This is a genomic window from Glutamicibacter sp. BW80, from assembly GCF_002332385.1.
GTDB lineage: Bacteria > Actinomycetota > Actinomycetes > Actinomycetales > Micrococcaceae > Glutamicibacter.
Window position 1 is genome coordinate 45,949 of record NZ_NRGV01000025.1, and the last position, 25,006, is coordinate 70,954.

27 protein-coding genes are annotated in these 25,006 nt (G+C 56.6%); 15 read left to right on the plus strand and 12 right to left on the minus strand.

All coding sequences use genetic code 11. The features are described 5' to 3' along the window. Positions 1 to 78 precede the first annotated feature (78 nt). The 6 genes from CIK76_RS06020 to zapE form a co-directional block, all read right to left on the minus strand. The gene (locus CIK76_RS06020) at positions 79 to 426 is read right to left on the minus strand and encodes an RNA polymerase-binding protein RbpA (protein WP_096284452.1); all 348 of its coding nucleotides are present in this window, start codon (positions 424 to 426) and stop codon (positions 79 to 81) included. Between the two features lie 175 nt (positions 427 to 601). Then, positions 602 to 1,531 carry an SPFH domain-containing protein gene (locus CIK76_RS06025; RefSeq protein WP_255248366.1) on the minus strand — a complete coding sequence of 310 codons (930 nt, stop codon included), beginning with the start codon at positions 1,529 to 1,531 and terminating at the stop codon, positions 602 to 604. Positions 1,532 to 1,586: 55 nt separating this feature from the next. Continuing rightward, positions 1,587 to 2,057 carry an NfeD family protein gene (locus CIK76_RS06030; protein ID WP_096284454.1) on the minus strand — a complete coding sequence of 157 codons (471 nt, stop codon included), beginning with the start codon at positions 2,055 to 2,057 and terminating at the stop codon, positions 1,587 to 1,589. Between the two features lie 103 nt (positions 2,058 to 2,160). Beyond that, the gene (locus CIK76_RS06035; RefSeq protein ID WP_096284456.1) at positions 2,161 to 3,009 is read right to left on the minus strand and encodes a putative RNA methyltransferase; all 849 of its coding nucleotides are present in this window, start codon (positions 3,007 to 3,009) and stop codon (positions 2,161 to 2,163) included. Next, entirely contained in the window at positions 3,009 to 3,653 is a 645-nt protein-coding gene (locus CIK76_RS06040) for a peptide deformylase (protein ID WP_096284458.1), read from the minus strand. Before CIK76_RS06040 ends, CIK76_RS06035 begins: the two co-directional genes overlap by 1 nt. Then, entirely contained in the window at positions 3,650 to 4,714 is a 1,065-nt protein-coding gene (gene zapE / locus CIK76_RS06045; RefSeq protein WP_096284460.1) for an AFG1/ZapE family ATPase, read from the minus strand. Before zapE ends, CIK76_RS06040 begins: the two co-directional genes overlap by 4 nt. Positions 4,715 to 5,052: 338 nt before the next feature. Here zapE and CIK76_RS06050 point away from each other — a divergent pair, with 338 nt between their 5' ends. The 4 genes from CIK76_RS06050 to CIK76_RS06065 all read left to right on the plus strand — a co-directional run bounded on the left by CIK76_RS06050 (position 5,053) and on the right by CIK76_RS06065 (position 9,413). Further along, positions 5,053 to 5,412 (plus strand): metalloregulator ArsR/SmtB family transcription factor, encoded by a 360-nt coding sequence (locus CIK76_RS06050; protein ID WP_096284462.1) that lies wholly within the window; start codon positions 5,053 to 5,055, stop codon positions 5,410 to 5,412. Positions 5,413 to 5,908: 496 nt separating this feature from the next. Then, positions 5,909 to 6,370 carry a DUF3817 domain-containing protein gene (locus tag CIK76_RS06055; protein ID WP_096284464.1) on the plus strand — a complete coding sequence of 154 codons (462 nt, stop codon included), beginning with the start codon at positions 5,909 to 5,911 and terminating at the stop codon, positions 6,368 to 6,370. Between the two features lie 472 nt (positions 6,371 to 6,842). Next, positions 6,843 to 7,691, plus strand: coding sequence for an SDR family oxidoreductase (locus tag CIK76_RS06060; RefSeq protein ID WP_096284466.1), 849 nt, complete (start codon positions 6,843 to 6,845; stop codon positions 7,689 to 7,691). 447 nt (positions 7,692 to 8,138) lie between these two features. Continuing rightward, on the plus strand, positions 8,139 to 9,413 hold the full coding sequence (locus tag CIK76_RS06065) for a glycosyltransferase (RefSeq protein ID WP_096284468.1): 1,275 nt from the start codon (positions 8,139 to 8,141) through the stop codon (positions 9,411 to 9,413). Positions 9,414 to 9,447: 34 nt separating this feature from the next. Here the strand turns inward: CIK76_RS06065 and CIK76_RS06070 are convergent, their stop codons facing one another. After that, positions 9,448 to 10,431: a bile acid:sodium symporter gene (locus CIK76_RS06070; RefSeq protein WP_096284470.1), complete on the minus strand. Its 984-nt coding sequence runs from the start codon at positions 10,429 to 10,431 to the stop codon at positions 9,448 to 9,450. Positions 10,432 to 10,550: 119 nt separating this feature from the next. On the opposite strand from CIK76_RS06070, the gene CIK76_RS06075 reads away from it, so the two are divergent. After that, complete coding sequence (locus CIK76_RS06075; RefSeq protein WP_096284472.1) at positions 10,551 to 10,928, plus strand: DUF3054 domain-containing protein; 378 nt, start codon at positions 10,551 to 10,553, stop codon at positions 10,926 to 10,928. Here CIK76_RS06075 and CIK76_RS19770 read toward each other — a convergent pair. Continuing rightward, complete coding sequence (locus tag CIK76_RS19770; protein ID WP_096284474.1) at positions 10,914 to 11,459, minus strand: hypothetical protein; 546 nt, start codon at positions 11,457 to 11,459, stop codon at positions 10,914 to 10,916. The two genes, CIK76_RS06075 and CIK76_RS19770, sit on opposite strands and share 15 nt — an antisense overlap. A gap of 2 nt (positions 11,460 to 11,461) precedes the next feature. Further along, positions 11,462 to 12,055, minus strand: a complete 594-nt coding sequence (locus CIK76_RS06085) for a sigma factor-like helix-turn-helix DNA-binding protein (protein WP_096284476.1) — start codon at positions 12,053 to 12,055, stop codon at positions 11,462 to 11,464. A gap of 165 nt (positions 12,056 to 12,220) precedes the next feature. On the opposite strand from CIK76_RS06085, the gene CIK76_RS06090 reads away from it, so the two are divergent. Continuing rightward, a complete protein-coding gene (locus tag CIK76_RS06090; protein ID WP_096284479.1) occupies positions 12,221 to 12,502 on the plus strand; it encodes an Lrp/AsnC ligand binding domain-containing protein in 282 nt (93 codons plus the stop codon). A 63-nt stretch (positions 12,503 to 12,565) separates the two neighbouring features. On the opposite strand, the gene trpD is transcribed toward CIK76_RS06090, so the two are convergent. Next, positions 12,566 to 13,633: an anthranilate phosphoribosyltransferase gene (gene trpD / locus CIK76_RS06095; RefSeq protein ID WP_096284481.1), complete on the minus strand. Its 1,068-nt coding sequence runs from the start codon at positions 13,631 to 13,633 to the stop codon at positions 12,566 to 12,568. 287 nt (positions 13,634 to 13,920) lie between these two features. On the opposite strand from trpD, the gene CIK76_RS06100 reads away from it, so the two are divergent. The 9 genes from CIK76_RS06100 to CIK76_RS06140 all read left to right on the plus strand — a co-directional run bounded on the left by CIK76_RS06100 (position 13,921) and on the right by CIK76_RS06140 (position 23,781). Further along, positions 13,921 to 14,559: a heme-copper oxidase subunit III gene (locus CIK76_RS06100; RefSeq protein ID WP_096284483.1), complete on the plus strand. Its 639-nt coding sequence runs from the start codon at positions 13,921 to 13,923 to the stop codon at positions 14,557 to 14,559. A 75-nt stretch (positions 14,560 to 14,634) separates the two neighbouring features. Beyond that, positions 14,635 to 15,429, plus strand: coding sequence for a c-type cytochrome (locus CIK76_RS06105; RefSeq protein WP_096284485.1), 795 nt, complete (start codon positions 14,635 to 14,637; stop codon positions 15,427 to 15,429). 69 nt (positions 15,430 to 15,498) lie between these two features. Further along, entirely contained in the window at positions 15,499 to 16,548 is a 1,050-nt protein-coding gene (locus CIK76_RS06110; RefSeq protein WP_096284487.1) for a Rieske 2Fe-2S domain-containing protein, read from the plus strand. Between the two features lie 2 nt (positions 16,549 to 16,550). Beyond that, positions 16,551 to 18,221 (plus strand): ubiquinol-cytochrome c reductase cytochrome b subunit, encoded by a 1,671-nt coding sequence (locus CIK76_RS06115; protein WP_096284489.1) that lies wholly within the window; start codon positions 16,551 to 16,553, stop codon positions 18,219 to 18,221. Positions 18,222 to 18,811: 590 nt separating this feature from the next. Next, complete coding sequence (locus tag CIK76_RS06120) at positions 18,812 to 19,720, plus strand: hypothetical protein (protein ID WP_217990348.1); 909 nt, start codon at positions 18,812 to 18,814, stop codon at positions 19,718 to 19,720. A 38-nt stretch (positions 19,721 to 19,758) separates the two neighbouring features. Continuing rightward, positions 19,759 to 20,928 (plus strand): M23 family metallopeptidase, encoded by a 1,170-nt coding sequence (locus tag CIK76_RS06125; protein WP_255248368.1) that lies wholly within the window; start codon positions 19,759 to 19,761, stop codon positions 20,926 to 20,928. Positions 20,929 to 21,600: 672 nt separating this feature from the next. Continuing rightward, positions 21,601 to 22,215 (plus strand): hypothetical protein, encoded by a 615-nt coding sequence (locus tag CIK76_RS06130; protein ID WP_096284493.1) that lies wholly within the window; start codon positions 21,601 to 21,603, stop codon positions 22,213 to 22,215. Between the two features lie 423 nt (positions 22,216 to 22,638). After that, positions 22,639 to 23,163, plus strand: a complete 525-nt coding sequence (locus CIK76_RS06135; RefSeq protein WP_096284495.1) for a hypothetical protein — start codon at positions 22,639 to 22,641, stop codon at positions 23,161 to 23,163. Between the two features lie 54 nt (positions 23,164 to 23,217). After that, positions 23,218 to 23,781 (plus strand): phosphatase PAP2 family protein, encoded by a 564-nt coding sequence (locus CIK76_RS06140; protein WP_141393495.1) that lies wholly within the window; start codon positions 23,218 to 23,220, stop codon positions 23,779 to 23,781. Here the strand turns inward: CIK76_RS06140 and CIK76_RS06145 are convergent. Both CIK76_RS06145 and CIK76_RS06150 read right to left on the minus strand, forming a co-directional pair. Continuing rightward, complete coding sequence (locus CIK76_RS06145; protein ID WP_096284499.1) at positions 23,758 to 24,087, minus strand: hypothetical protein; 330 nt, start codon at positions 24,085 to 24,087, stop codon at positions 23,758 to 23,760. The two genes, CIK76_RS06140 and CIK76_RS06145, sit on opposite strands and share 24 nt — an antisense overlap. 192 nt (positions 24,088 to 24,279) lie before the next feature. Further along, on the minus strand, positions 24,280 to 24,879 hold the full coding sequence (locus CIK76_RS06150; protein ID WP_096253684.1) for a recombinase family protein: 600 nt from the start codon (positions 24,877 to 24,879) through the stop codon (positions 24,280 to 24,282). Positions 24,880 to 25,006 lie beyond the last annotated feature (127 nt).

Sequence of the window (25,006 nt, forward strand, 5' to 3'; positions counted from 1 at the left end):
CAAGAGCGTAGAAAAGGGAGGCGGTTTCCAACTCATCGAGTTGGAAACCGCTTCCCTTTTCTGCAGAAGACTCGAAAACTACGCTGATTCGCCACGCGAAACGCGCAGGTGGGTCAGGCGGTCGCCCAAGATCTTCTCAAGTTCTTCCGTGCTACGACGCTCTAACAGCATGTCCCAGTGGGTACGTACCGGCTTTTCGTTCGCTGCTTCAGGGGCGTTAGCCTCGCCGTGGACCAGCTTTGCCTCTTTGCCGCTCTTGGTGAGCCAAGTGGCAGGAATTTCGGCTTCGGCTGCGAAGACGATGAAAATACCTTCGCCCTCTTCGGTACGGTACTCCACACGCTGACGGGCAGCCGGCTCCACACCTGCCTCAGATTCCATGCTCTGTGCACCCAGGCGCATGCCTCGTAGGCTGCGATCGCTCATGATTTCCCTCCGCGGTGTTTTAAAGAATTCGCTACACGTACCAACGATTGGTCTCACTAAATAATTCCCAGGGAATATTCGCGACACCAAAACATCCATTATACGCGTCGATGGCGGGGTACGTCATGCGCACCCCGCCATCGAACTGATGATATTCACCCTACATGCTCTGAAATTAGATTCCGGAGTTGTTTTTTGGCGATTCTACCGGTCCTTCGCCCGGGTTCTGGCTGTTGCTGAACGCACCGCCAATGCCCTTCAAGGCCTCGGTCAGCTCGCTAGGGATAACCCAGAGCGTATTGCTCGTACCCTCGGCCAGTTTTGGCAAGGTCTGCAGGTACTGGTACGCGAGCAATTCGGAATCCGGCTTACCGGCGTGAATTGCATCGAAGACCTTCTGAATAGCTTGGGACTCGCCATCAGCACGCAAGATCGATGCCTGGGCATCACCTTCGGCCTTCAGGATCGAGGACTGGCGCTGGCCTTCGGCGGTCAGGATCGAGGACTGCTTGACGCCTTCGGCGGTCAGGATCGCCGCACGGCGATCTCGATCCGCGCGCATCTGCTTCTCCATCGAATCCTGGATCGAGATGGGTGGATCGATGGCCTTCAGCTCGACGCGCGAGACACGAATGCCCCATTTGCCGGTAGCTTCGTCCAAGACACCGCGCAGCTGGCCGTTAATCTGGTCGCGGCTGGTCAGAGCCTCTTCCAGGTTCAAGCCACCGACGACGTTACGAAGCGTGGTGGTGGTGAGCTGCTCTACCGCCTGAATATAATTCGCGATTTCGTAGGTGGCGGCGCGTGGTTCGGTGATCTGGTAGTAGATCACGGTATCGATCGAAACCACGAGGTTGTCTTCGGTAATCACCGGCTGCGGTGGGAAGGAAACAACCTGCTCACGCAGATCAAGCATCGGCAGGAGTCGATCCACGAATGGGATCAGTAGCGTCAGCCCCGGGTTGAGGGTTCGATTGTATTTGCCGAGACGTTCCACAATGCCTGCGCGTGCTTGCGGCACGATACGAACACTGCGCAACAGAACGACGATCACGAAGATCGCCAGGACGACAAGTACAATCGTCGTGCCAAATCCATTTTGCATGGTGTGTACTCTCTTTCCTAGTGCGTAGTAATAGAGGTGTTAAGCCGTGATGAGATTAAGCTTCGTCTTTCGGTGCGGGGGTGAGGTACGCAGTAGCGCCCTGGATGCGGCTGACTACCGCATAGGAACCCGGAGACATGGTTGCTGCATTCGCTTCGGCTCGGGCAGTCCAGATTTCACCGGCAATTTTTGCAGATCCGGATAGACGTGACGTCGGTTCCAGAATCAGCGCATCCTGTCCGATCAAGCGTTCAATATTCGTTCGGAAGCCCTCGGGAGATTTCTTCAGATGTTTAATGGCAACCGGCCTGACCAAGAAGATCATCAACAGCGACATTAAACAGAACACGACAACTTGCAACCAGATAGGTCCGTCGAAAAGCGCTACGGCGACACCGCCCAACGCGCCCACGCCAAGCATGACGAAGTAAAGATCCAACGAGATCATTTCGATTATGGCCAACAGCAGGAATAGCGCGAGCCAAATGACCCAGGCATTGCTGATAATCCATTCTGCCGTTGTCATGGCATCCACCTTTGTTCAAAAGAGCAAGGGCCAATTGCGAGTGGCCTTTGCTCCATTCTGCCGTAAGGCGACAAGAAAAGCGGTAGTCATTTTGGGGTATTTTCTAGCCTTCGCGGACGAATATATGTACTCCAAAGGATGCGTTGACTCTTTGCGCGCCGAGGGATTCGGTCTTAGCGCGTAAATCCTCGGGGGAGAGATGATGTCCTGCCGGCCCCATGAAGGCCAAGTTGAACAGGTCGATGGTCTGCAGATCCATGGCATAGGTCAAGTTTGTCGACTGTTGATGCCGCAACCCCGCGGCACGGAACTTTTCGATCAACGAAACCTCCTTGTTTTCTGCGATCCCAAGCATTCCCAAAGACTCACGGATCTCTTGCAGATGGTCCTGCGCCGCGGTGACGACCAAGCAAACACCGTTTTCGCGTAGGACACGATGAAACTCTGCTGGATTATGTGGGGCAAAGCAGTTCAGGACCACGTCCCGCGATTGATCTGCCGACGGTAAGCGACGCCAGACGTCCCACACCATGGCCAGTGTATGCGGCAGTTTCGCCGCCCGACGCATGGCATAGCGTGAAATGTCCAAGGCCAGCGCGTCGATCTCGGTTGCGTATGCCGAAGCGATCATTTCACCCAGGTAGTAGCCAGTTCCGGCGCCGGCGTCGAGCACCTCAAGCTTGCTCTCAGAATGGTGTCCGGCAATGGAAGCACTGAGCTCCTTCGCCAAGGGTGCGTAGTGCCCTTGGTTCTGGAAGTCTTCGCGGGCGTTGACCATCGGACCAGTATCTTCGATGAAGTTTGTCCCGCGGCCGGTTAAGAAGTTGAAATACCCTTGCCTAGCCGCATCAAAACGGTGTCCGTCCGGGCAGTGCAGGCTGCGTCGCGGCTCGGTGGATAGGACCAGTGGCTGATCACAGACCGGGCACAGAACCGTGGTGCTTTTCGACATTAGAAATTCAGCTCTTCTCGGGCCTGGCCCAGATCAAGTCCTGGATAGCGGTAGAGTTCGGCCTCGCCAACGAGCGAACGAGTGAGCGCCTTGTCGATGTAGACGGTGCCAGCTAGATGATCCGTTTCATGCTGCACAATTCGTGCCTGCCAACCGGAGAATTCGCGGGTGAACATTGCTCCCTCGCGGTTGCTGTAACTGGCGCTGATCTCGGCAGGACGGTGAACTACAGCCTGGAATCCTTCGAAAGACAGGCAGCCTTCATAGAAGACCGCCTCGCGCACACCAACTGCACGATAGCTTGGATTGAAGATTTCTAGGTATTCCAAGGGAGTGCGTTCGCGTAGCGCAGCAGATTCCTCGTCAATCGGGTACAAGTCTTCGAGCACCGCAATCTGCAGCGGGATGCCGATCTGTGGCGCGGCGAGCCCCACCCCGGGAGCGGCGTACATGGTCGCTCTCATGACCGCCAGCAGCTCGTCGAGCAGCGCTGCGGGGAGCTGGCCCTCGTAGTGCTGAGCTTGTTGTCGCAGCACCGGGTGTCCTAGCTGCACAATCGGGACTACTTGATCCTTGGACTCTGCCAAGATCCCCACCACCAGATCGGTGAGGTCTTTGGCATCTAGAACTTTGCGGTCATTCACTGGGTGATCCGATCAGTCGCTTCTTCTGAATATTGCAATTGCGCCAAACGCGACTCGAGCCGGGCGCGTTCTGTGTCGTGCAGCCTGTGTCCCAGATGTTCTAATCGATCTTGGGTGTAAAGGTGCACCTCCAGGTCCCGGTCATAGAACACGTCTATGAGGTTGGCGAAACGCCGTTCCTCGTCCATTGGCATGGCCTGGCTTGAGGGTACCGAGGTGATGTGCCAGCAGCTGAATCGGGAGGCGAGGGCGAGGTAGTCCGCGGTATTCCGGCGGGTGCGGCAGAGCTGGTCAAAAGAAATTTCAATGGTTGCTCCGCGGTATCTAGCGGGGCCGATTTTGTCGTAGCCAACCTCAATGTGCACATCAAAATCTGATTCGTCAATAGGGGAGTACCCCGGGTTGAGCGTGCCAGCGCGGTAGCCTTCGCGACGCATTCCAGCCGGTGCCGCTAGCGTGCGGTAATCCACGGCTGCATCCAGCTCGAAGACATCAAAAGTTGAACGAATTAGCTCAATGGTGGGCTCCGCGAGATGGTGGAAGTACTCGTCATCCAGAAGCTTCTCTGGCTCGTAATTCGAGGTCGTAACCAGGAAAATTTCATGTTCTTGGCAGTAGCTGACGAGTTTGGCCATGAACATGGCATCACCTGGTTCAACGCAATGGAACTCATCGAACAGCAATATTTTGATGCCGGTCAGTTCACGCTCCAACCCCTGCGCAAAAACCGAGCCAAGGCTCTGCTTCTCGGCATGCTCGCCTGGCTTGTTGATCGCCCGGAAGAACTCATGGAAGTGGTAGCGCGCGGTGACGGTCTGATCCAGATCCGCGCAGAAAGCGTCTAGCAGCATCGACTTGCCACGTCCCGGCGGACCATAAACGTAGACGCCACGTGTGGCTTGAGCCGACGGGTTTGCAAACTTTTGACTCAGCAGTTGGACGAGATCTCGCTGACGCTGATCGAGGCTGAAGCTCTGGCGTTGCAGAGCCGAAATTACACGCCGCCTACGTTGCGCGACTCGACGGGTGCGCAGCAATCTAGCAGGCAGAAGTGAAGGCATGACTAAATCTTCCCATTAGCTCTAGCGACTGCCAATTTTCTTCACGCCGATGTCAGCGAGCACGAGGGACCAAGCAGGTAAGGTGACCTTGACAGAAATTCGGCAATGTATGCAATGCACCATGTCAGCAAGCTATTTACAGTAATTTAAGCTTCAAGTATTATTAGGGGAGTGGCTCGCTCATTCGACGCGCCTATGATCAAGGCAATCATAAAGTCATGACTTGGCTATCGCTTTATTCGTTCTCGTGACCATAATGGTTGCACCGAGGCCTCTTTGTGCGGCGAGTCGTTGGCATCACAAACTCCGGCCAAGCGCCTAGTCGAGGAGTGAGGATCATGACCAGTGAATACGCTGGGTTGCCAACACGCGAGGACATCATATCCAATGATCTGCTCGACATGTCCATGACGATCCTCAAGACCTTGTCGGATCCAGCCAGGCTGCAAATGCTTTGGGCGCTGACCAAGGCAGAGCATTCCTTATCGGAGCTTTCGCAATTCGTTGGAGTCAGCCCAACTGTTGCTGGCCAGCTGCTTGCGAGGCTTCGGACCACCGGAGTGCTGCAGACGCGCAAATCCGGTCGGCACGTCATCTACTCGATGCAAGACGAGCGACTCAAGAAATTCATCGGGCAGACATTGGACTTCGCCGAATACCGACTTCGCATCAGCAATGAAGACGAGCCGGCCATCTAGGCGACGCCGAGTCACGGCGGTGCATTGCCCGAATCAATCCTGCGCCAAGCAGCTAGTAATCGCCCCTACTCAACCCTTGCCTATAGAGCCGATAATCTACATTATGTAAAGTAACGGAAATCTGGCACTCCCCATGGCGGTCTTGCTCATGGCATTTGCCCCGGCTAATTGCAGTTGGGGGCATTCTAATTTCTGTCTCATTTTAGTTGAGGCAGATCCAGTTCAATATGGGCGGATAATTCTCTCCGGACGGCAAGGATATCGGTTTCACGGATGCGGGAATCGATTGCCAAATAGCGACTGTTGGCAACTGTTTTTAGAAGCAAGGCATACAGATGGCGGAACTCATTTCTGCGGAAGCAAAATGCGCCAGCTCACGCGCTGTCAGATTGAACGGAATGCGCGAATTAAACACACGTAGTCTGAGCCGATAGTCTATAGGCAGAGATAATCTCGAAGTTGTTCTCCCCCACCACTCAAGGACTGAAATCAGCCCATGTCTCCAAGCGCCCTCTATCGCACCGTTGCCAGAGCCGAAGCCGTCACCTGGACTATGCTCATCATCGCAATGATCCTAAAATACGGGGTAAAGGTCGGCGATTGGCCCGTATCCATTGCCGGTTTTATCCATGGGTTTGTCTTCCTGTCCTACGTGGTCATGTCGGTTCTCGTAGGCATGAACCAGCGCTGGAGCAAACGTCTCATTATCGGCGCCGCGGCTACCTCGATCATTCCTTACCTCACTATCCCCTTTGATAAGTGGCTGGAGAACAAGGGAAAGCTCGTTGGCGCATGGCGCACAACTGCGAGCGACCATCCTGATGACAGAAAATGGACCGATGCAGCCATGCGTTGGATGGTGGGCCGTCCGGTGCTGACCGGAGCGATCCTGTTGCTTGCGGTAGTCGGGATTTTCTCGACCATGCTGGTCCTTGGCCCTCCGGGCGGACGCGGCTAGCACCCTGCAATAGACCATGGATGTGTCGGCCCGGCTGCCCAATGCATTTTGGTGCGAGGTTGTTTTGCTACACCCGCGACAACCACTAGTCCCGAACACTTGGAAGCGTTCTACCAAACGCGGGTCAATCGGGTCGATGTCCGGGATCGGCTCCGCGCTCCCCCGCCTCGGTTCAGATGACTCAGAACCTTCCAGACGGAATTAGTCCTAGTGGTGCTTAGACTATTAGGCATGGAACCGGCCCGCGACGATCCAAGAAGATTACGCTAGAATCCTGATCAGCCAGACCTCGACGTGGAACGCAGCAACACAGCTGATCCGCTGGCCCGGCACCCGGGACATCCGCAGCCATCAGTCAAACGATGGCTACGGCTAGGAACCAGCGATATTGCAGCTCTGTACTCAACCCGAATTTCCAGCTGTCTACCAACTAGGGCACAATCCCCTGCCTTCCCAAATGAAGAGGACCGCCATGTCAATTGAACTACCGACAGTAATCATCACTGGTGGGACCGGCGGCATGGGAATAGCAACGGCAAGACTCATGGGGCGCGACCACCGAATCGTACTGGCAGACCTCGACCAGACGCGCCTCGATGATGCAGTGCGCGAGCTGGATATGGCCGGAATCGATGCAACGGGCATAGTGTGCGATATTGCCGAGAAAGCGTCCGTCGAGCACCTTTTTCAGTGCGCGGTCTCTGAGGGAAGCCACGTTCGCGCGGTGGTCCACGCCGCTGGCATCAGTCCGCAAATGGGTACGGCTGAACGCATCGCCCGCATAAATGCAACTGGCACAGTCAACATTGCGCAGGCGTTTCTCTCCAGGGCGGCCACCGGCGACGCACTGGTCAATGTGGCATCAACCGCCGGGCATAGCATTCCCAAGCTGCTGATTCCGTCGCGTGCTTTCCGACGCGCCGAGCAACAGCCCGACGCCTTTGAGCAAGCGATCGTTAAGCGAGCGAGGCTCGTCGGCCCAAAGCTGAAAGCTGGTCTGGCCTACGCGATCAGCAAGAACTTCGTCCACTGGTACAGCCGTTTCGTTGCGGCGCGGTTCGGCGAGTTGGGAGCACGGGTCGTTTCGGTCTCCCCGGGGAGCTTCGACACCGCAATGGGGCGTCTGGAGGAGAACCACGGGGCCGGCGACCTCATCAAGTCGGCAGCAATCAAGCGATTCGGCAAGCCCGAGGAAGTCGCGGCTGTTATCGCGTTCTGCGCCAGTGAAGCACCTGGCTACCTGACCGGGATCGATATTCTGGTCGATGGCGGCACCAAGGCCGGACAAGAGTTCGCAACGACACAGAAGAAGGCAGGCTGAGAGGAATAGCGCTTTCTGCTTGTTGCCCACGGCGAACGCCCGTCCCAAGTCCAGACGTGCTTCCCTGCTGAACGGGGCGCGGGCTACTAGCCTCCGGTCCCGGCCTTCTTACTTGCAGAAACCGCCGACATGGCAGCGATTCAACAGCCCGGCACCGATCGGTAAACGAAATGTGGGGCGCGGCACCCCTCGATCGCGAGGCGCCGCCACCGAGCGCGGAGCTTCACAAACAACCGCATCGTCTTCAGTTCCCTCACCAATGATCTGCCTTCCGCAGCGAATCGCTGCCGCCAGCAAGTCCCTGTTCAGCTACGCATTACCAGGGCCGGTTGGTCACGCGCTGTTTCTCCGGATTCTACGGCGGTCCCTGGAATTCCGGCAGGAGTAGCATTGGCGGTGTGCCGGGAAGCCTGCTCGCCAGGTGGTCCCGTCGGGAAGGAACTAGCCATGCGCGTCTTGATCATGTCGTTCGGTACTCGCGGCGACATCCAGCCCTATGCCGCCCTGGCCGGTGAGCTGGCACGTTCCGGGCACGACGTCACCTTTGCAGTCCCCGAGCGGTTCGCGGATCTGGTACCGCAGGGCGGAGCCGGAAGCGTCACGCACTACCCCTGCGGTTCCGAGATGCTGCGTCTGCTGCGCGAGGTCTTGCCCGAGCTGCGCGGTCCGCGCGACGCGCTGAAGACCCTGGGAATCATGACCTCCGCGATGCGCGAGCTGAACTCGGAATGCTGGGCTGCCGCGCAGTCCTTGCGCCCGGACATCGTGGTGTACCACCCCAAGTGCTTGGCCGGGCAGCACATCGCGCAGGCGCTGGGTGTGCCCGGCGTGCTTTCCCTCCCGCTCCCGTTTTTCACCCCGACGCGTGCGCATCCGGTGCCTTTCCTCGGCGGCGCCTCCTTCGGGGCGTGGGGTAACCGTGCGACTTTTGAATTCAGGCGGATGACTGGGATCCTCTACGGCGCCATGATCAATGATTTCCGGCGCGAGGTCGGTCTGGGCCGCGTTGCACGCCTCGCGGACCCGCTCAAGAATCCCGACGGGAGCCCGGTCCACGTCCTGTACCCATACAGCAAACACGTGCTGCCAATCCCCCGCGACTACCCATCCTCGGCCCACGTCACTGGATACTGGTTCCTGGATCAAGGTGATGACTCCAATTGGGAGCCACCGGCACGGCTGGTGGACTTTCTCGCGAATGGATCCCCTCCGGTGTATGTCGGGTTCGGTTCCATGGGCTTTGGCAAGGGGGCAAACGAACGCCGGCAGGCGATTTTGGCCGCGCTGCGGATTAACGGTTTGCGCGGGATCGTTGCGACCGGGTGGGGCGGGATCACCGCGGGCGAGTCCGGGACGGACGATGTCCTCGTCATGGAGGGCGCTGCCCACCAATGGCTCTTCCCGCGCGTCTCGGCGGTAGTGCACCACGGCGGTGCCGGCTCGACAGCGGCCGGGCTGCGGTCGGGGCGGCCGACACTAGTTGTCCCGTTCCTTGGAGACCAGCCGTTCTGGGGCGCGCGATTGCACGCGCTGGGGGTCGGGCCGGCTCCGCTACCGGCCAGGAACTTGGTTACCGGCCTGAACGATCGTCTCGGCGACCTTGTCCGCACGGACTCCTACGCGATCCGCGCCGCCGGGCTAGGCGCGGCAATTCGAGCCGAAGACGGCCTCGGCGTCGGCGTGCAGGTGCTGGAGCAGATCGTCGACGGGTTTGCGCGTTGAGCCAAATTCGGCTGGCGTGGAGCCGAGTGCTCACCTAGTTCCGGACAGGATTTGTCTGCCGGAGAATTTTCGGAACCAAACGTATGAGTATCAACATGCACAGCAGTTCTACCAGCGTCTGGGTGACCACAACCGTGGGTGCCAGTTCGTATTTTGCCGGCAAGGCCAGAGCCAAGGGCAAAACGACTAACGAGTTTCGGGTGATTCCGCTGAAGACCAATGCGCGACCCGCAGCAACATCGGAATTCGATAATTTGGCGACAAGCGTTCCGGCGGCAGCCATGATGATCGCGAAAGCCACAAATATCGGCAGGACACGTAGCACTTGCTGCAGCTCCGTCGCCACGAGGGCGATCTGCGATCCTACGACCGCGGCAAGAGTCGCCATCATGAGAGGCACCATTAACCACTGGGCGGCCGAGATAAGGGTACCGGCTTGGGGTGATCGTTGGGCTAAAAACCTGGTCAGCGTAGCCGCAACCAGAGGGAGAACGATGAGCCCCAGAAAGGCGCCCAGAAACTTTCCTGGCGCGAACAGTTCCACTGCTTTTGGGCCCATTACCAAGAAGATAAACGCTGGTATCAGAAGCATCTGCAATATCATCAGCAACGGTGTTGCGGCCAGCAGCCGATGGCCTGCTCCCCCGGCAATGTTCGTGAACACAATGACATAGTCCACGCAGGGAGCCAACAGCACCAGCAGGACGCCAACCAGGAGTGCCTGATCGTTTTGCACGAAGCGCGATAGGCCAAAGACGACGAGGGGAACCAAGAGGAAATTCACGAGTACCAGCGCACCGAGAAACTTCAGGTCTTTGAACGCAGAGCCGAGTTTTCCTAGCGGCAAGGCCAAGAACGTGGCATAAAGCAAGAGCCCAATCAGTGGATTGATCGTGATTTCCAGAACGGGTTTGCCCGCGGGCAACCACAGTCCGAGCAGGCAGCCGCCGAGTATCGCAGCTAAATAGAGAACAATCTGGTGCCGTTCCATCCAAACTTCACCAGGCCAGCTTCTCATGCCTCTCAGTCTAACGATCTGCGGAGCCCGCCAGCAGCGCAGCGCTTTTGTGGCGAAGGCGACGGGGCTCGATGCTGATCGGAACACAATCCGTTCAGGCCATTGCCTAAGATGGAATCATGTCTGAAAATATTCGCAAATGGCCGTTGTGGGCCGGCATCGATCTTGTGCTCATTGTTCTCTTTGCGCTTCTGGGGCGACGCGAACATGAGCACGCGCTGTCAATCAGTGGAATATTGATGACGGCCCTACCATTCCTGATCGCCTACCTGATCATGACGCTGATTTCCCGGCCGTGGGTGACCATCAACCGACTATGGCCAACCGGTGTTCTCGTCTGGCTAGGCACCGTGGCTCTTGGACTTGCCTTGCGGGTGGCGATGAATTCGACAGCTGCCCTGCCGTTTATCATCGTGACGGTTTTGGCGCTTGGACTCTTCTTGATGGGGCGACGTCTCGTCTGCAAGCTCGTGGCTCTTCGCTCAGTGAAGAAGTAGTATGCCTAGGCCATAGCCGGCGGCGGCGACTAGGCAACTTGAAAACGTTCCCAAGATGAACTGCTCGGCTGCCTGATGGTTTTTCAGTTCGGAGAAACGGCCAAGGCCCTTAACCGCAAGTACGACCGCGATGCCTTCCGGCCAATGTGCCCAGAGCGTCGCAACTACCGCAGAGCGCTCCAGCAGTCCGATCCACAAGCCGCCACGCAGTGGCGAGGCATCGGTCTTTGGGCTTTCTTCCACCTGGTCCTGGCGCGAGGCCAACTGGAAAATCAATTCGGTGAGCGGTCCGCCGAAGCTTACGGCAAAAAGCACGCTGACCGCGATGATCAGTACTTCGGGAACGGCGGCTGGGCCTTCGTCCGGGCGGGCGGCAAGTCCCAGGATTAACGTCACTACGGCAGCCATTGCGGCAATGACCGTGAGTACATTGCGGAACTTCGCCTTAGCGCCCTGTGCCCCGCCGAGGAAGCTGGCGGCCACGGCGATCACTACGGCCAATACAAGTACGGACCAGGCAACCCAGAGCATGGTCACTCCCCTATCTGTCGCAGTTGCTTGGACAAAGATTTGGTGGCTTCCTCCATCATGCGATTCGCTTCGAACCATAGTGCTGCTGAAAGCCTAGATGAGACGGCCTGCTGGGTGATGCCCAGGCGCGCGGCAATTTGTTGTTGGGTCAGCCCCTGATCGGCTAACGTTCCGGCTTCCCAAGCCGTCGCCCGCCGTTTGGAAATGATGCAAGCGGTGAGCTGGAGTTCTGCTTCCAGTCGAGTCGCTTCTTCCGTGGGTCCTTCGACAGCCACGTGTGCGTTCGTGTTCTTGGCTCGTTCCACCGCATCTCTGGCGAATACGAACGCCGGTCCCCTGCCGGCACGAGTTTCTTTGGGCAGCGGGAGTTCTACTTGGCCAAAGCCAAGGCCAACGCTCCAATCCCCCGAAGCGGCCATCATAACGGCGAGATGGATTGCTTCCATTGCGTCATCGAAGACGGCTTGGACTTCATCGCCCGCCGTACGCTGGAACGGCCTAATGTGCGAGACCGTGGAGTTGGCCTGCTCTATTAGCGCTTCAACCTTGTCCTCGCCTTGACGCGATCGACGCTGGTCGATAGTTAATACGATCATACCTACAATCCTAATACCTTGTATTATTTTTTACAAAAGTTAAAGATTGTTTAATGCCACGCATAGGCTTGACTCACACATGGGACTCCTCTGCGCAGTGCACTAGAGTTATTTCATGAAGCAAAACCCCAAAAGCGGGGAAAATTCTAACGTTGAGAGGTTTTCATGGTTACCGCATTCGTCATGATTCAGACGGCAACCGACAGTATTCCTGAGTCGGCGAAGCAGATCTCGGAAATCGAAGGAATTAGCGAGGTGTATTCCGTCGCCGGCGACTGGGATCTCATCGCCGTGGCACGCGTCCACAAGCACGAGGACTTGGCCGAGGTAATTGCCAATCGACTGTCGAAGATTCCTGGCATCCGCCAGACGCAGACGCACATTGCCTTCCGTGCCTACTCGGCACACGATCTAGAGGCGGCCTTCTCGCTGGGTCTAGACGACTAAGAGTCTGTTCCCACAAGAAAGGGAGCTTGTCTNNAGACAAGCTCCCTTTCTTGTACGATCGTTCTACTTTCCGACGATCTTGGAAGTTGTTGCCGACCAGGTATTCAAGGCCTTCGCGGCGGCGCCCGAATCGAGCGAATGCTCCGCGCGGAGCATTGCCGCGCGCATCCGGTCCTGAAAACTTCCCTGGGCATCCTGCGCAAAGGCGACCATGCCCGCGGCGGAGTTCAGCACCACGGCATCTCGCACCGGACCGGTTGCACCGGAGACGATATCGCGGACCACTCCCGCATTAAAGGCGGCATCTGCCCCGCGCAGGTCATCCAGCGTCGCGCGCGCAATGCCCAGGTCTTGTGCGTCAAAAGCGAACTCTTCCACCTTGCCCTCGCGCACCTCCCACACCATATTGGGCGCGGTGGTGGTGAGCTCATCCAGGCCATCATCGCCGCGGAAGACCAATCCGCGCGACCCTCGGCTAGCGAGAACCCCTGCCATGATCGGTGCCATGCGCAAGTCCGAGCAGCCAATGGCCGAAGCGCTGGGAAGCGCCGGGTTAGTTAGCGGTCCCATGAAGTTGAAGGCGGTAGGCACCCGCAGCCCGCGACGCGCACCGGCAACATGGCGCATCGAAGGGTGGAAAATATTGGCAAAGCAGAATGCGATGCCCACCTCGTCATAAACGTCGACCAGGCGTTCGATCGGTACATCGAGATGCACGTCGAGCGCCTCGAGCACATCGGCAGAACCCGAAGAGGAAGAGGAAGCGCGATTTCCGTGCTTTACGATCTTCACCCCGGCGCCGGCGCACACCAAGGTAGACATGGTCGAGATGTTCACCGTGTTCTGGCGATCGCCACCGGTGCCAACAATGTCTAGCGTTTGTGCATCGATGGTCAGCTCGCGCGCGTTGGCCACCATGGAGTCGACCAGACCGGTCAATTCCGCCACGGTCTCGCCCTTGGCGCGGAGCGCAACAAGGAAGCCGGCGATCTGGACGTCGCTAGCTTCTCCGGTCATGATTTCGTTCATCGCCCAGGCCGCTTGTTCGCGGCTTAGGTTCTCTCCGCTAATCAGGGAAGCCAAAAGATCTGGCCACGTTGGGAACTTTTCGTTTGCAAGGCTCGTTGACACGTACGTAAGCCTATCGATGCTGCTCCCCCGCTGCTACTTCGTGTCGTTGCGTGATGTGCCGCAAGACAGCGAACTTATCGCCGAAAATACCCCTAATTAGGGCACGTTTATGTTTCATAAACGATTGTTTCGTGCGGCGCGCCGGATCAAGCTCTACGAATTGTAGAAAGAGATTGTCGGCTACTTCCGCGTGTTTCCGCGGTTGTTCTCTAAGTGTGTCGTAGAAAACCTCATTCAACCATGGTTTGCATTGGTATCTGAGGCCTGTTTAGAGACATAATGACAGTGTGACAACTGCGACTCATGCCCCAAATACGACGGCGCCACATGCGCCGAACCGCCCAAACATGGTGTCGGTGGGAACGATGGTGTGGCTCTCCAGCGAGCTCATGTTCTTCGCCGCCCTCTTCGCCATGTACTTCAGCCTCCGGGCTGCCGCGCCCGAGCTTTGGGCGACCGAAACCGCAAAGCTGAACGTACCGTTCGCGCTGATTAACACCTTGATTCTGGTGTCCAGCTCGTTCTCGTGCCAGATTGGCGTGTTCAAAGCCGAAGAATTCAAGCCTCGCCGTTCCGGTGGACTTTTCAAGTTCAAGGAATGGGGAATGATCGAATGGTTCATCCTTACCTTCATTCTCGGCGCGATCTTCGTCTCTGTTCAGGCTTACGAATACGCCGTGCTGGTAAGCGAAGGCGTAGCACTGAACTCGAACTCGTACGCTTCCTCGTTCTACATCACCACTGGCTTCCACGGCATTCACGTGCTCGGTGGCCTAATAGCATTCTTGCTAATTATTGGTCGAGGAATGCTAGCTAAGAAGTTTGGTCACTTTGAAGCGACCGGCGCCATCGTTGTGTCTTACTACTGGCACTTCGTTGACGTTGTGTGGATCGCGCTCTTTGCGATCATCTACTTCTTGCAGTAGGCAACTAATATCCATCAGTTGCCTCCACAGAAGTATGGCAACACCACACCAAGAAACTAAGTGAGGAACCAGCAAGTGAAGGCTCTTTCGAAAAAGCGCCGCCACCCGCTCGCCGCTGTGGCCCTGCTGTTGTTCGGATTGCTGGTCACCGGCAGTCTTTACACTGCAGCCGGTAGCGTAAGCGAAGCGAAGGCAGCGGAAACCACTTCTGCATCGGCAGCCGATGTAGAGGAAGGCCAGAAGCTTTTCGTAGCCAACTGCGCCACCTGCCACGGCATGAACGCCGAAGGCTCCGAGGAAGGCCCCTCGCTGATCGGCGTCGGCGCCGCAGCGGTTGACTTCCAGGTAGGCACCGGCCGTATGCCAATGCAGATGCAGGGCCCGCAGGCCCAGGTTAAGCCAGTTCAGTTTGACGAAGACCAGATCTCGCAGATGTCGGCCTATGTTGCGAGCCTAGGCGCAGGTCCAGCTATTCCGGACGAAGAATATTTGGACACCACCAAGGGCGACGCAGCCCACGGTGGCACCGTATTCCGCGTGAACTGCGCAATGTGCCACAACGCTGCTGCCGCAGGTGGCGCGTTGACCCGCGGCAAGTTCGCACCGACGCTGGCCGGCGTCTCAGAGAAGCACATTTACGAAGCGATGGCTACCGGTCCGCAGAACATGCCAGTGTTCAACGACTCGAACATCACCCCGGACGAGAAGCGTGACGTTGTCACCTTCCTGAAGACCATCGAAGCTAATGGCTCTGCCGGTGGCGCTGCGCTTGGATCCCTGGGTCCAGTGGCTGAAGGCCTCTTCGTATGGACCGCCGGTTTGGGCATCATTATCGCCTTCACCATTTGGTTGACCTCGCGTCCTTCCTAAGGCTTTCGCGGTGAAAACCGCAAACATCACTACGTACATATATTCCTAACAGAAGGATGAGAGAGAAACATGGGCGACCATAGTCACGGCAGTCCCGAAGAATCGGGCACCGTTGCTAAGGCTGACGATGTAGCTCAGGACCGGTTTGCCGATCCAGGACTCCCCCCACATCGTCCGCGTCTCGCAGATCGCGATCCGCGCGCAGCCAAGCGACACGAGCGCCAAGTTGCGCTGCTATTTACCATCTCCATCATTGGCACGCTGTTCTTCTTCGTGGCTTACTTCGTCCTGGGCCACCTGGGTGAAATGACCTTCGCTGAACTGCGTGTGCAGAACGCTGCACTGGGCCTGGGCACCGCATTCGCGATGCTCGGTATCGGTGTAGGTATTGTTCACTGGGCCAAGACTCTGATGCCGGACCACGAACTCGTTGAATCACGTCACGAGATCAGCTCCGAAGCAGATCGCCAGGATGCAGTCGATATCATCGACACGGTCATCGATGAGAGTGGTATCAAGCGCCGTCCGCTGATCCGCAACACCTTGATCGGTGCCATTGCCTTGGCTCCGATCCCCGCAATCTTCATGTTCCGCGACCTGGACCGTACCGGTAAGACCGCGCACGAGATGATCGATTCCATGCGTCACACTCTGTGGGACACCGGCGTTCGTCTGACTCGCGATCCATCGGGTACCCCGATCAAGGCCTCGGACGTGCAGCTTGGCTCCGCTTTCCACGTGATCCCTGAGGGTCTGGAAGAAGCAGAGAACATGCTCAACGAAAAGGCCAAGGCCGTTGTGCTGCTCATGCGCATGGACCCGCAGGAGATGAACATCTCCGAGGGCCGCGAAGACTGGCATGTGGATGGCATTGTTGCCTACTCGAAGATCTGCACCCACGTGGGTTGCCCGATCGCATTGTACGAGCAGCACACCCATCACCTGCTGTGCCCCTGCCACCAGTCGACCTTCGACCTTGCCAACGAGTGCAAGGTAGTCTTCGGTCCGGCTGGACACGCACTTCCGCAGTTGCCTATTACCGTGGACGCTGACGGCTACCTGGTAGCCCAGAGCGATTTCCACGAACCTGTAGGCCCAAGCTACTGGGAGCGTGGTTAATCATGGCATCGCCTAATGAATACACCCCCTCGACCGCTACCGGACGGATCGCGAACTTCGTCGATTCCCGCGTTGGCGCTTCGGGCATGGTCAAGGAATTCGGTCGCAAGATCTTCCCTGACCACTGGTCCTTCATGTTTGGTGAAGTGGCGCTGTACACCTTCGTACTGTTGCTGCTCTCCGGCACGTTCCTGACCTTCTTCTTCGATCCTTCGATGACGCACGTGACCTACAACGGTTCGTACGTGCCGCTGAAGGGCATTGGAATGTCGACCGCCATGGCTTCCACCCTGGACATCTCCTTTGATGTTCGCGGCGGCTTGTTCATGCGCCAGGTTCACCACTGGTCCGCACTGCTCTTCGTAGCTTCCCTGTCCGTGCACATGCTGCGCGTATTCTTCACCGGCGCCTTCCGTCGCCCACGTGAATTGAACTGGGTTGTCGGCGGCGTGCTGCTGATCATGGGTCTTGCAGCTGGTTTCACCGGCTACTCCCTCCCAGATGATCTGCTTTCCGGCAACGGTCTGCGCATTATCGATGGTGTGATGAAGGCACTGCCTATCGTTGGTACCTACCTGTCGATGTTCTTCTTCGGTGGAGAGTTCCCGGGCTTGCACGTCATTCCCCGCTTGTACTCGCTGCACATCATGATCGTGCCTGCGGTGATCATCTTGCTCCTGGTGATCCACCTGTTCATGGTTGTGACCCACAAGCACACCCAGTATCCTGGCCCAGGCCGCACCAACGACAACGTTGTTGGCTTCCCAGTTGGTCCGGTATACGCAGCGAAGGCCGGTGGCTTCTTCTTCATCGTCTTCGGTATCGTGGCATTCATTTCGGCGCTCTTCCAGATCAACCCGGTCTGGAACTACGGTCCGTATGACCCATCGCCGGTTTCTGCTGGTACCCAGCCCGACTGGTACATCGGCTTCGTCGATGGCGCCTTGCGTTTGATGCCTGGTTACCTCGGTAACTTCAGCTTGGAATGGGTTATTCCATTCCCTTGGGGCGACAACACTTTGATCTTGAGTGTTCTGCTTCCTGCATTGGTTCCTGCCGGCGCACTGTTCGCAGTGATGTTCGCCTGGCCATGGATCGAACGTTGGATCACCAAGGACAACCGCGAGCACCACCTGTTGGACCGCCCGCGCAACGCTCCATTCCGTACCGCGGTGGGTGCCGCTGGCGTGGTCTTCTACTGCGTGATGTGGGCAGCTGCCTCGTCTGACTTGATCGCAACTCACTTCCACATATCGCTGAATGACGTCACCTACTGGTTGCGTACGCTGTTCTTCCTGGGCCCAATCTTCGCCTTCTGGTTGACGCGTCGTATCTGCTTGTCGCTGCAGCGCAAGGATCGTGAGATCGTACTGCACGGTCGTGAAGCTGGCATTATCCAGATGTCCCCTGAGGGTGGCTTCTCGGAGAAGCACGAGGAAGTCGACGTGTACAAGCGTTACCTCCTCACCAACTTCAACGACAACAAGTACATTCCGGCACAGCCGGATGCAGCAGGGCACGTCTCCGGTTCGGAGAAGCGCCGTGCGGCGATCTCGAAGTTCTTCTTCGAAGATCGTGTTGCCCCAGTTACCCCAGCGGAGCTTGAAGCTGCACACGCAGCCCACGGCCACCATGAGGTTGAGGGTGAAAAGCAAGACTCGATCGAGAAGTAAGCTCGACTCGCATTAGTCACAAGAAGAGGGGCACACCAGTTGGTGTGTCCCTCTTCTAGGTTTAACAGCGCATTGCTGCGCTCTGCTCCCCCGCAACCGGCTTTCCTCGCGGGCAGCTCCACCATCTCCGGGCATTCAGTTGAACGTGGCGGCGTTCCCAACTGATCATTGAGCACATCGGCTGTCGTGAAGCGTCTCGCCCAAGCATTGGACCGCTTCCCCAGGCCCGCAGTACTGGAACCACGCGCATACGAGGCAGCCAACCCGCTTAGTGGCCTGTGAGGCGCTCCGGAGCGCCGCCTGCGAGCACGTGCTGGTATGCGCGGATACTCGGCGGCGAGAGGGCCGCACAGACCCTCTGAACCCTGAAACCTGTCTATCCACGTATGGCCTAACGTTTTGTCATGCGAACCACTTGGGCATAACATCAGGTCAGCGATGGTTAGTCAGTCGGTGTAGTGAGTTCGGAATGATCAGATCTCCGCGATTTGGACTGCAACGCTCCTCGCTCACACTGATTCAGCCGACAAACCACGGTGGTTCAATTCTCAGCCCCGCTAGAGCAGTGTTTTTAATCGAAAGTAGTTTTTGTGAAGAAGAAAAGTGCAAGTGACAATCCTGCCACCCTTGTACGGATGAATGCATTTCAGCAGTTCTCAGCTGGCAGGAAGCTGCGCAGAATTCCGCAACTGCTCTTGGGGCTGGCCGGCTATGGCGCTTCAGTAATGCTCCTTGTGCAGTCCGGACTAGGCGCAGCAAGCTGGAATGTCTTAGCTGAAGGAGTAGCAAATATGTTCAGCATCTCGTTCGGGTGGGCAACCAATATCATTGCGGTACTGGTGTTGCTTGCTTGGATACCAATCAAGGAGCTTCCGGGGCTGGGAACTTTCCTGAACGTCTTCATCGTTGGATTCGCTGCCGACGCAATGGGTCTCGTACTTCCCGTTCCGGATAATCTCACCATGCAGATCGTCTACTTCGCGACCGGCATCATCCTCTACAGTTTCTTCGACGCCCTCTATCTTGGCGCGCAGTTTGGATCCGGCCCTCGAGACGGACTGATGACGGGCTTGATGCGCATTTCGGGTCAGCCGGTCTGGAAGGTCAGAACGGCTATCGAAATCACTGTTGCGGTTGCAGGGTGGTTCATGGGCGGCATGGTTGGCGTTGGCACCGTCGTGATTGCTCTCTGCGTCGGTCCGCTGATCGGCTTTTTCCTCCCACGCGTGACCGTCAGAATCCGCCCGGATCTCTCGCAGGCCGTGTGGTTCAAAGGACTGGCGCCTTACCTCTCAGAGAACGCGCGGAAGACTTTCCAACAGACCTCTAACATCAACATCACGGCAACGAAAGTGGCGAAGGTTCAAGAACCGGTTCAAGGTTCCTCGCCGGCCATCGCCACCGTGAGCGTGCAGACAAACGCTGACTCGTTGAAATTTCTGCTCAGCCGCGCAGACGGACAGTGGATTGTCGAGAAAATTACGAGCGATCCTTCGTGAAGCGCCCTGGAATCCTCGGTGTCTTGGGCTTGATTACTGTGCTGATCTTCGGGCTGGTCTTTGGCGGAATTATTATCCTCGGTGACAGCCCCCGCAGCGAGGCCGACATTGAAACTGACTGTTCACCAGAGGGGGCTGTGCCGAAAGAAGTCAACGTCAAAAACCTGCCCACCACCGACGTTGGATCCTACAACAAACAGCAACTGACCAACGCTGCGATCATCATCAACGAAGCAAAAACAGCGGGAGTCAAACAGCAAGGCGCGATCATTGGCCTGATGACCGCCATCCAAGAAAGCTCCCTGAAAATACTCGCCAACGACGGGTCCTGGGAGTACCAGGAAGGCTCCCGCATCATGACGAAACCCGAATGGGCACAGGCACGTCAAACTGTGGTGAAGTCCCTGGATCTTCCTCATGAAGGAGTCGGGCACGCGTGGGATGCGCTAAGTCTCATGCAGCAACGGCCGAGTGCAGGATGGGGCACCGTTGAGCAGATCATGGACCCTTCCTATGCAGCCGGCACGTTTTTCAGCCGTCTGAAGAAGGTGCCCGACTGGGAATCGCTGCCTTACGAGCTGGCCGCGGAAAAAGTCCAAGTGTCGGGACTGCCTGATAATTATGCGCGCCAGCGTGCCGACGCGGAACTGCTCTACGCCGCGCTGCAAGGTGCCACCGTGGAAGTCTCTGAAGACGACGAATCCTACGCGCAATGCAAGGACGGAGGCGACACCAGAAAACCAGACTCGGGCGACCCCTATGATGGGCCCACCAGCGATTCCGGATGGGTCTTCCCCGTGGAGAACATTTCAAGAATCCAATACAACTATGGTGAAAATCGGGGTCAATGGCCGCACGCAGGTGAAGACTTCAGCTCACCGAAAGACACGCCGATCTATGCTGCAGCCGATGGCCAGGTTATCCGGGCTAGCTGCTCCAACCTGGTGGTTGGCCGATCCCCATGCCAGATTCAGATCGACCACGGACAAATCGGTGGGCAACTGGTCAGCACACTCTACGTGCATATGTTCGAAAATGGTGTGCTCGCCAACGTCGGAGACGAAATGGAAGCAGGGGAGCGCATTGGCAAAGTCGGAACCAATGGCAACTCCACCGGGTATCACCTCCACTTTGAGGTGTGGCTCGGCAAGAAAATTATAAATCCCGTGGCATTCCTTAAAGAACAAAGTGTGAAAATCCCTGCCTAAGGATTGACAGAAAGCATAGAAGGGTCAGTATCCAGGACTATTTTACTACTGATGACGCCAAGGTTGGAGATCGTGGCTTTGGTTTCCTATGGGTGGTCTAATAATTTCTCAAACCATGTACAGCATCTCGTTTTTATATACAACCCTTGATTTAAATGTTGTAGATGCTAGCGTGACTGCCAGGGAATCTTCAGAAAAAGGAAAGGGTATTCCCAAAACGACAAATTATCGAAGGTGGTCAAGGATGCATTGGGCACTCCCAAAAAGAGTTAGAACAGCACTAGTGGCTGCAGTTCTAACGGCATTAGTCGCCACGGTTCTGGTAGCAATTGCCACTGGATCCGCTCAGGCGGCTCAATACACATACGCAAACGACACCCTGATATCGAAATTACAAACTCGAAGCAGTGGGTATAGAGCATCAATAAACGGTGCCGTAGTGAACTTGCAGCCTTTTAGCGCGGACGGAGCATCAGCTTCTGTGTCGCAAGAAACCTACCGACCTGCTCCATATGAGCTAATAAGTTTTACCACCGCAGCATCCATCAATCAGATCTTCACAAGAGCATATGACGTGCATCAGAGGTGCTTCTGGAATTTCCCTCACAGGCCCGGAGATATTGGGCAACTGAGGATAACTTGCAAAGTGAAGTACTAAGTTAGGAGAGAGCAATGCGAAGGATAGAAGCATTTTCTGCGTTGGGAGTCATGGCTCTAGCCCTTGTCGCAGTAGCAGCGCCAGTGTCAGCAGCGGACCAGTCGTACATGGCGGTCCAAGATCTAGTCCCAGCGTTGGCGGAGCCGCAGGCTGAATTAGACAGAGGTTTGCCCCTTGATGTGTTGGATGAGTTAGGAGGTTTGAATCCTGATTCGACACGGTTCCTCGGTGAAGACGATAAAGCGAGCTATTGGGTAGCGCAGGACGAACCATCCAATGTGTGTCTTGTGATCCACACCAGCTGGTCAACATCCTCTTCATGCGCGGATTTTCCGAGGTTCCATAGATCAGGCATAGGCATGGCAACTGGGCAATCGTATGAAGTTCCCGAGGACATCATTGAAGCGTACTTACTCCCATCGGATATTAGTCCTGAGCAAATTGCCGAGACCGGAGCCTATCGCGATGTGAAGTTGTCTAGTCAGGCGACCAAAAAACTAGAAAGTGACCTGCTTGTTGTCGATACAGCAGCAAGTGACAAATTGTCCGGCGAGACAATCGAACGTTCATCCGGTGAGAGTTTCCAGTTCACTCCACTCGAGTATGGTCCTAGCAGTGAGGGCAAATGATGCCGATCGAATTGTCAGCTAAGCGGTGGTTGGCCATAATTGTAGTCGCCATCATGGCCTTTGTGGCAGTGTCGATTTCTGTAACTTCCGCCCATGCGGCTTCTTTCCAATACGCAAAGAACATTAGTACACCAGAAAACGTTCGAAGGCATTCTGGTCCCAGGGCAGTGGTGTATGGCGGGAGTTCCACGGTTCAGCTAGGCATCGGAACGCACACGATCAAGACTTACTACTCCCATCCTGGCTATCGTGTAGTTAGCGCCAATACTTCCGAGGCAGGGCTGATAAACAACATCGTTCATGTTGCGAAAGAAAACGCGTCAAGTGAGTGCTACTGGTCATTTCATGGAATCGGTGGAGACGCGAAGCTTGATTGCTGGGTGAAATGAGATCAGGACGCCTAGGAATAAAGGGAGTGATCTGATGTTGATTAAAAATTACGCCAAGACTGTGAAATTTGTTGTTTCAGGTGTGGCGATAGCGTTGATTTATGTCCTCACTCTTGGGGTGTTGACCGCTCAAGCAATAGGGTTGCGCGGAGGGGCGGTTCTAAACCTAAATAATGAACTTGTAGGTGTGCAAGATCCAAGTGTTCCGTACTTACAGATAGTTGCTGTAATGGGGGTTGGGCTGCTTGCGGCTTATGCTGTTTGGTACGCGCCTCGGCGTCTGCCGACGAGCAATCAGCTTGCCTTGACCATAGGTTTCTTTTCCACAAGCGTGGCCCTTGTCGTGTACAGCTATGCGTTTATTGAACGAGGCAACCCGATGCAAAGCATAGCTACTGGAGAACTTGAGGGATGGGAAGGGTGGTTGCTAAAGGCCAGTAATGAGTCTTCCCTTCATCTTGTGCTGGCACTGGCTTTCTGCCTTGGCGTATATCAGGTGATTGGAACGTTGCGAGGAAGTGCGAGAAGCAGTAGTGAAAGTGGCACAGGGGGCTCCTAGCCCTCTCCCGTATGAGATTATCGTTCCGAGGGATCAGATTGCTAGGCTCAAGCGGTGGAAAAATACGCCAGATTCATCAGCAACATTGCTTCACCGCCTGCACTAGTCACTCTCGTACTCCTGAGCACTCCTCTAAGACATGCCCACGTCGCGTGGCCACCAACCTTGGTGGCCACGCTCTTCGTCGGACTGATTCCCTGGGCGGCGCTGATCTGGATGAGACTGCGCGGACAGGTCACCGACGTGCACGTCACCCAACGCCAGCAACGTTGGCCGATCCTGCTGATCACCCTGATATCAATCCTTGGCGGAATCGCCGTGCTGCTGGCGGTTTCGGCGCCAGGCCAGATCATTGCCGAAGTGCTTTTCATGCTTGCCGGATTGGTCATCGTCGGGATCGTGAACCTCGCTTGGAAGCTTTCCATCCACGCGGCGCTGGCCACCTTCGCAGCCCTGCACTGTCTGCTGGCCTTGCCTGCAGGAGCGCAGATCGCGGTAGTGATTATCGCTCTGGTGGGATGGGCGAGAATCCGCAGCGGCCATCACACTCCCACACAAGTCATGGCGGGAACTCTCATCGGCGTTCTGGTGAGTTTAGGAGACCTTTTGGTGGTGTAAACGAGGGGAGAAGGGGACTTTATGGCGGTGCAGCGTGGTGGAGATCCAACCCAATGTCACACCTGCCAACACGAACAGCATCGCCGGATAGACAATCAAATCAGTGAGCCAGTCCAGCTGCCGGTTCGATAGCTCCACCAAATGTCCCATAGGCGAGATCACGCCGAAGGCAAAGCCGATCGCCATCAGCTTTTTTGAGTAATAAGGAACCCGGTACACCGAGCCCACGGTTGCCTGCACAAGCGGTCTGACCAGCATTGCCGAGACCATCGCGGGATAAATGTAGAGGGACAGCTTATAGAGCACGACCTCAGACTCTTTTTCCCTGAAGTCGGGGTCTGAGGAAGATCGGTACGGAAATTCACGCTAACGACATCCCGGTGTCGATCCTGGCGTGGATAGGGCTCGCGAAAAAGCGAAATGCCCGACGCAAAGCTTTCGCAGTGTGGGGCAACGGATGAGAGCCGCACGTCATCTTTCGGTGGTGGCAGGAAGAGGTCACGGAGTGATTGTGCCGGTTTTCTTGCGTTGGTCGCGTTCAACGGCCCGGTAGATGGTGGATCGGCTGATGGAGAATAGTTCTGCCATTTCGGTCATGGTGTGTTTGCCGGCATCGTGCAGTTCGAGGAGGTGTGTTTCTTGTTTCACGGTGAGTTTTGGCTGTTTTCCCCGGAGTCGGCCGTTGGCCTTGGCAACCTTCATTCCTTCGCGGGTGCGCATGCTGATGAGGTCGGCTTCGAACTCAGCGATCATCGCCAGGACGTTGAACAGCAGTTTGCCCATTGGGTCGGTGGGGTCGTGGACGGAACCACCGATGCTGAGTCTGATTTCGCGTCTGGCGAGGTCGTCGGCTATCTCGTGGGCGTCTCGGACGGACCGGGCCAGGCGGTCGAGTTTGGTAACGACGAAGGTATCTCCGGCCCGGCAGGCGGCGAGGGCTTCGTGAAGTCCTGCGCGATTCTTGTTCCTGCCGGTAAAGCCATGATCAACATAGACGCGTTCGGGTTCAACGCCGAGGGATGCCAGGGCATCACGCTGGGCGGTGAGGTCTTGCTCCTCCGTGGACACGCGTGCGTAACCGACCATGATCTTAGACATGTAGATCAGTGTGTCACATAGGGATCCTTCACCGGACAGTTCACCGTACACCCTATACGGACACTTCATAGGTCACCATTAGCAAAGCAGCAGGTCAGCGGTTGGCGTGTCCGGTGGAGGACCGGCT

Excerpts from the sequence above, each read along its gene's own strand:
- CIK76_RS06020 (WP_096284452.1), bottom strand. The coding sequence starts at position 426 with ATGAGCGATCGCAGCCTACGAGGCATGCGCCTGGGTGCACAGAGCATG.
- CIK76_RS06025 (WP_255248366.1), bottom strand. The coding sequence starts at position 1,531 with ATGCAAAATGGATTTGGCACGACGATTGTACTTGTCGTCCTGGCGATC.
- CIK76_RS06030 (WP_096284454.1), bottom strand. The coding sequence starts at position 2,057 with ATGACAACGGCAGAATGGATTATCAGCAATGCCTGGGTCATTTGGCTC.
- CIK76_RS06035 (WP_096284456.1), bottom strand. The coding sequence starts at position 3,009 with ATGTCGAAAAGCACCACGGTTCTGTGCCCGGTCTGTGATCAGCCACTG.
- zapE (WP_096284460.1), bottom strand. The coding sequence starts at position 4,714 with ATGCCTTCACTTCTGCCTGCTAGATTGCTGCGCACCCGTCGAGTCGCG.
- CIK76_RS06050 (WP_096284462.1), top strand. The coding sequence starts at position 5,053 with ATGACCAGTGAATACGCTGGGTTGCCAACACGCGAGGACATCATATCC.
- CIK76_RS06055 (WP_096284464.1), top strand. The coding sequence starts at position 5,909 with ATGTCTCCAAGCGCCCTCTATCGCACCGTTGCCAGAGCCGAAGCCGTC.
- CIK76_RS06060 (WP_096284466.1), top strand. The coding sequence starts at position 6,843 with ATGTCAATTGAACTACCGACAGTAATCATCACTGGTGGGACCGGCGGC.
- CIK76_RS06065 (WP_096284468.1), top strand. The coding sequence starts at position 8,139 with ATGCGCGTCTTGATCATGTCGTTCGGTACTCGCGGCGACATCCAGCCC.
- CIK76_RS06070 (WP_096284470.1), bottom strand. The coding sequence starts at position 10,431 with ATGAGAAGCTGGCCTGGTGAAGTTTGGATGGAACGGCACCAGATTGTT.
- CIK76_RS06075 (WP_096284472.1), top strand. The coding sequence starts at position 10,551 with ATGTCTGAAAATATTCGCAAATGGCCGTTGTGGGCCGGCATCGATCTT.
- CIK76_RS19770 (WP_096284474.1), bottom strand. The coding sequence starts at position 11,459 with ATGCTCTGGGTTGCCTGGTCCGTACTTGTATTGGCCGTAGTGATCGCC.
- CIK76_RS06085 (WP_096284476.1), bottom strand. The coding sequence starts at position 12,055 with ATGATCGTATTAACTATCGACCAGCGTCGATCGCGTCAAGGCGAGGAC.
- CIK76_RS06090 (WP_096284479.1), top strand. The coding sequence starts at position 12,221 with ATGGTTACCGCATTCGTCATGATTCAGACGGCAACCGACAGTATTCCT.
- CIK76_RS06110 (WP_096284487.1), top strand. The coding sequence starts at position 15,499 with ATGGGCGACCATAGTCACGGCAGTCCCGAAGAATCGGGCACCGTTGCT.
- CIK76_RS06115 (WP_096284489.1), top strand. The coding sequence starts at position 16,551 with ATGGCATCGCCTAATGAATACACCCCCTCGACCGCTACCGGACGGATC.
- CIK76_RS06130 (WP_096284493.1), top strand. The coding sequence starts at position 21,601 with ATGCGAAGGATAGAAGCATTTTCTGCGTTGGGAGTCATGGCTCTAGCC.
- CIK76_RS06135 (WP_096284495.1), top strand. The coding sequence starts at position 22,639 with ATGTTGATTAAAAATTACGCCAAGACTGTGAAATTTGTTGTTTCAGGT.
- CIK76_RS06150 (WP_096253684.1), bottom strand. The coding sequence starts at position 24,879 with ATGTCTAAGATCATGGTCGGTTACGCACGCGTGTCCACGGAGGAGCAA.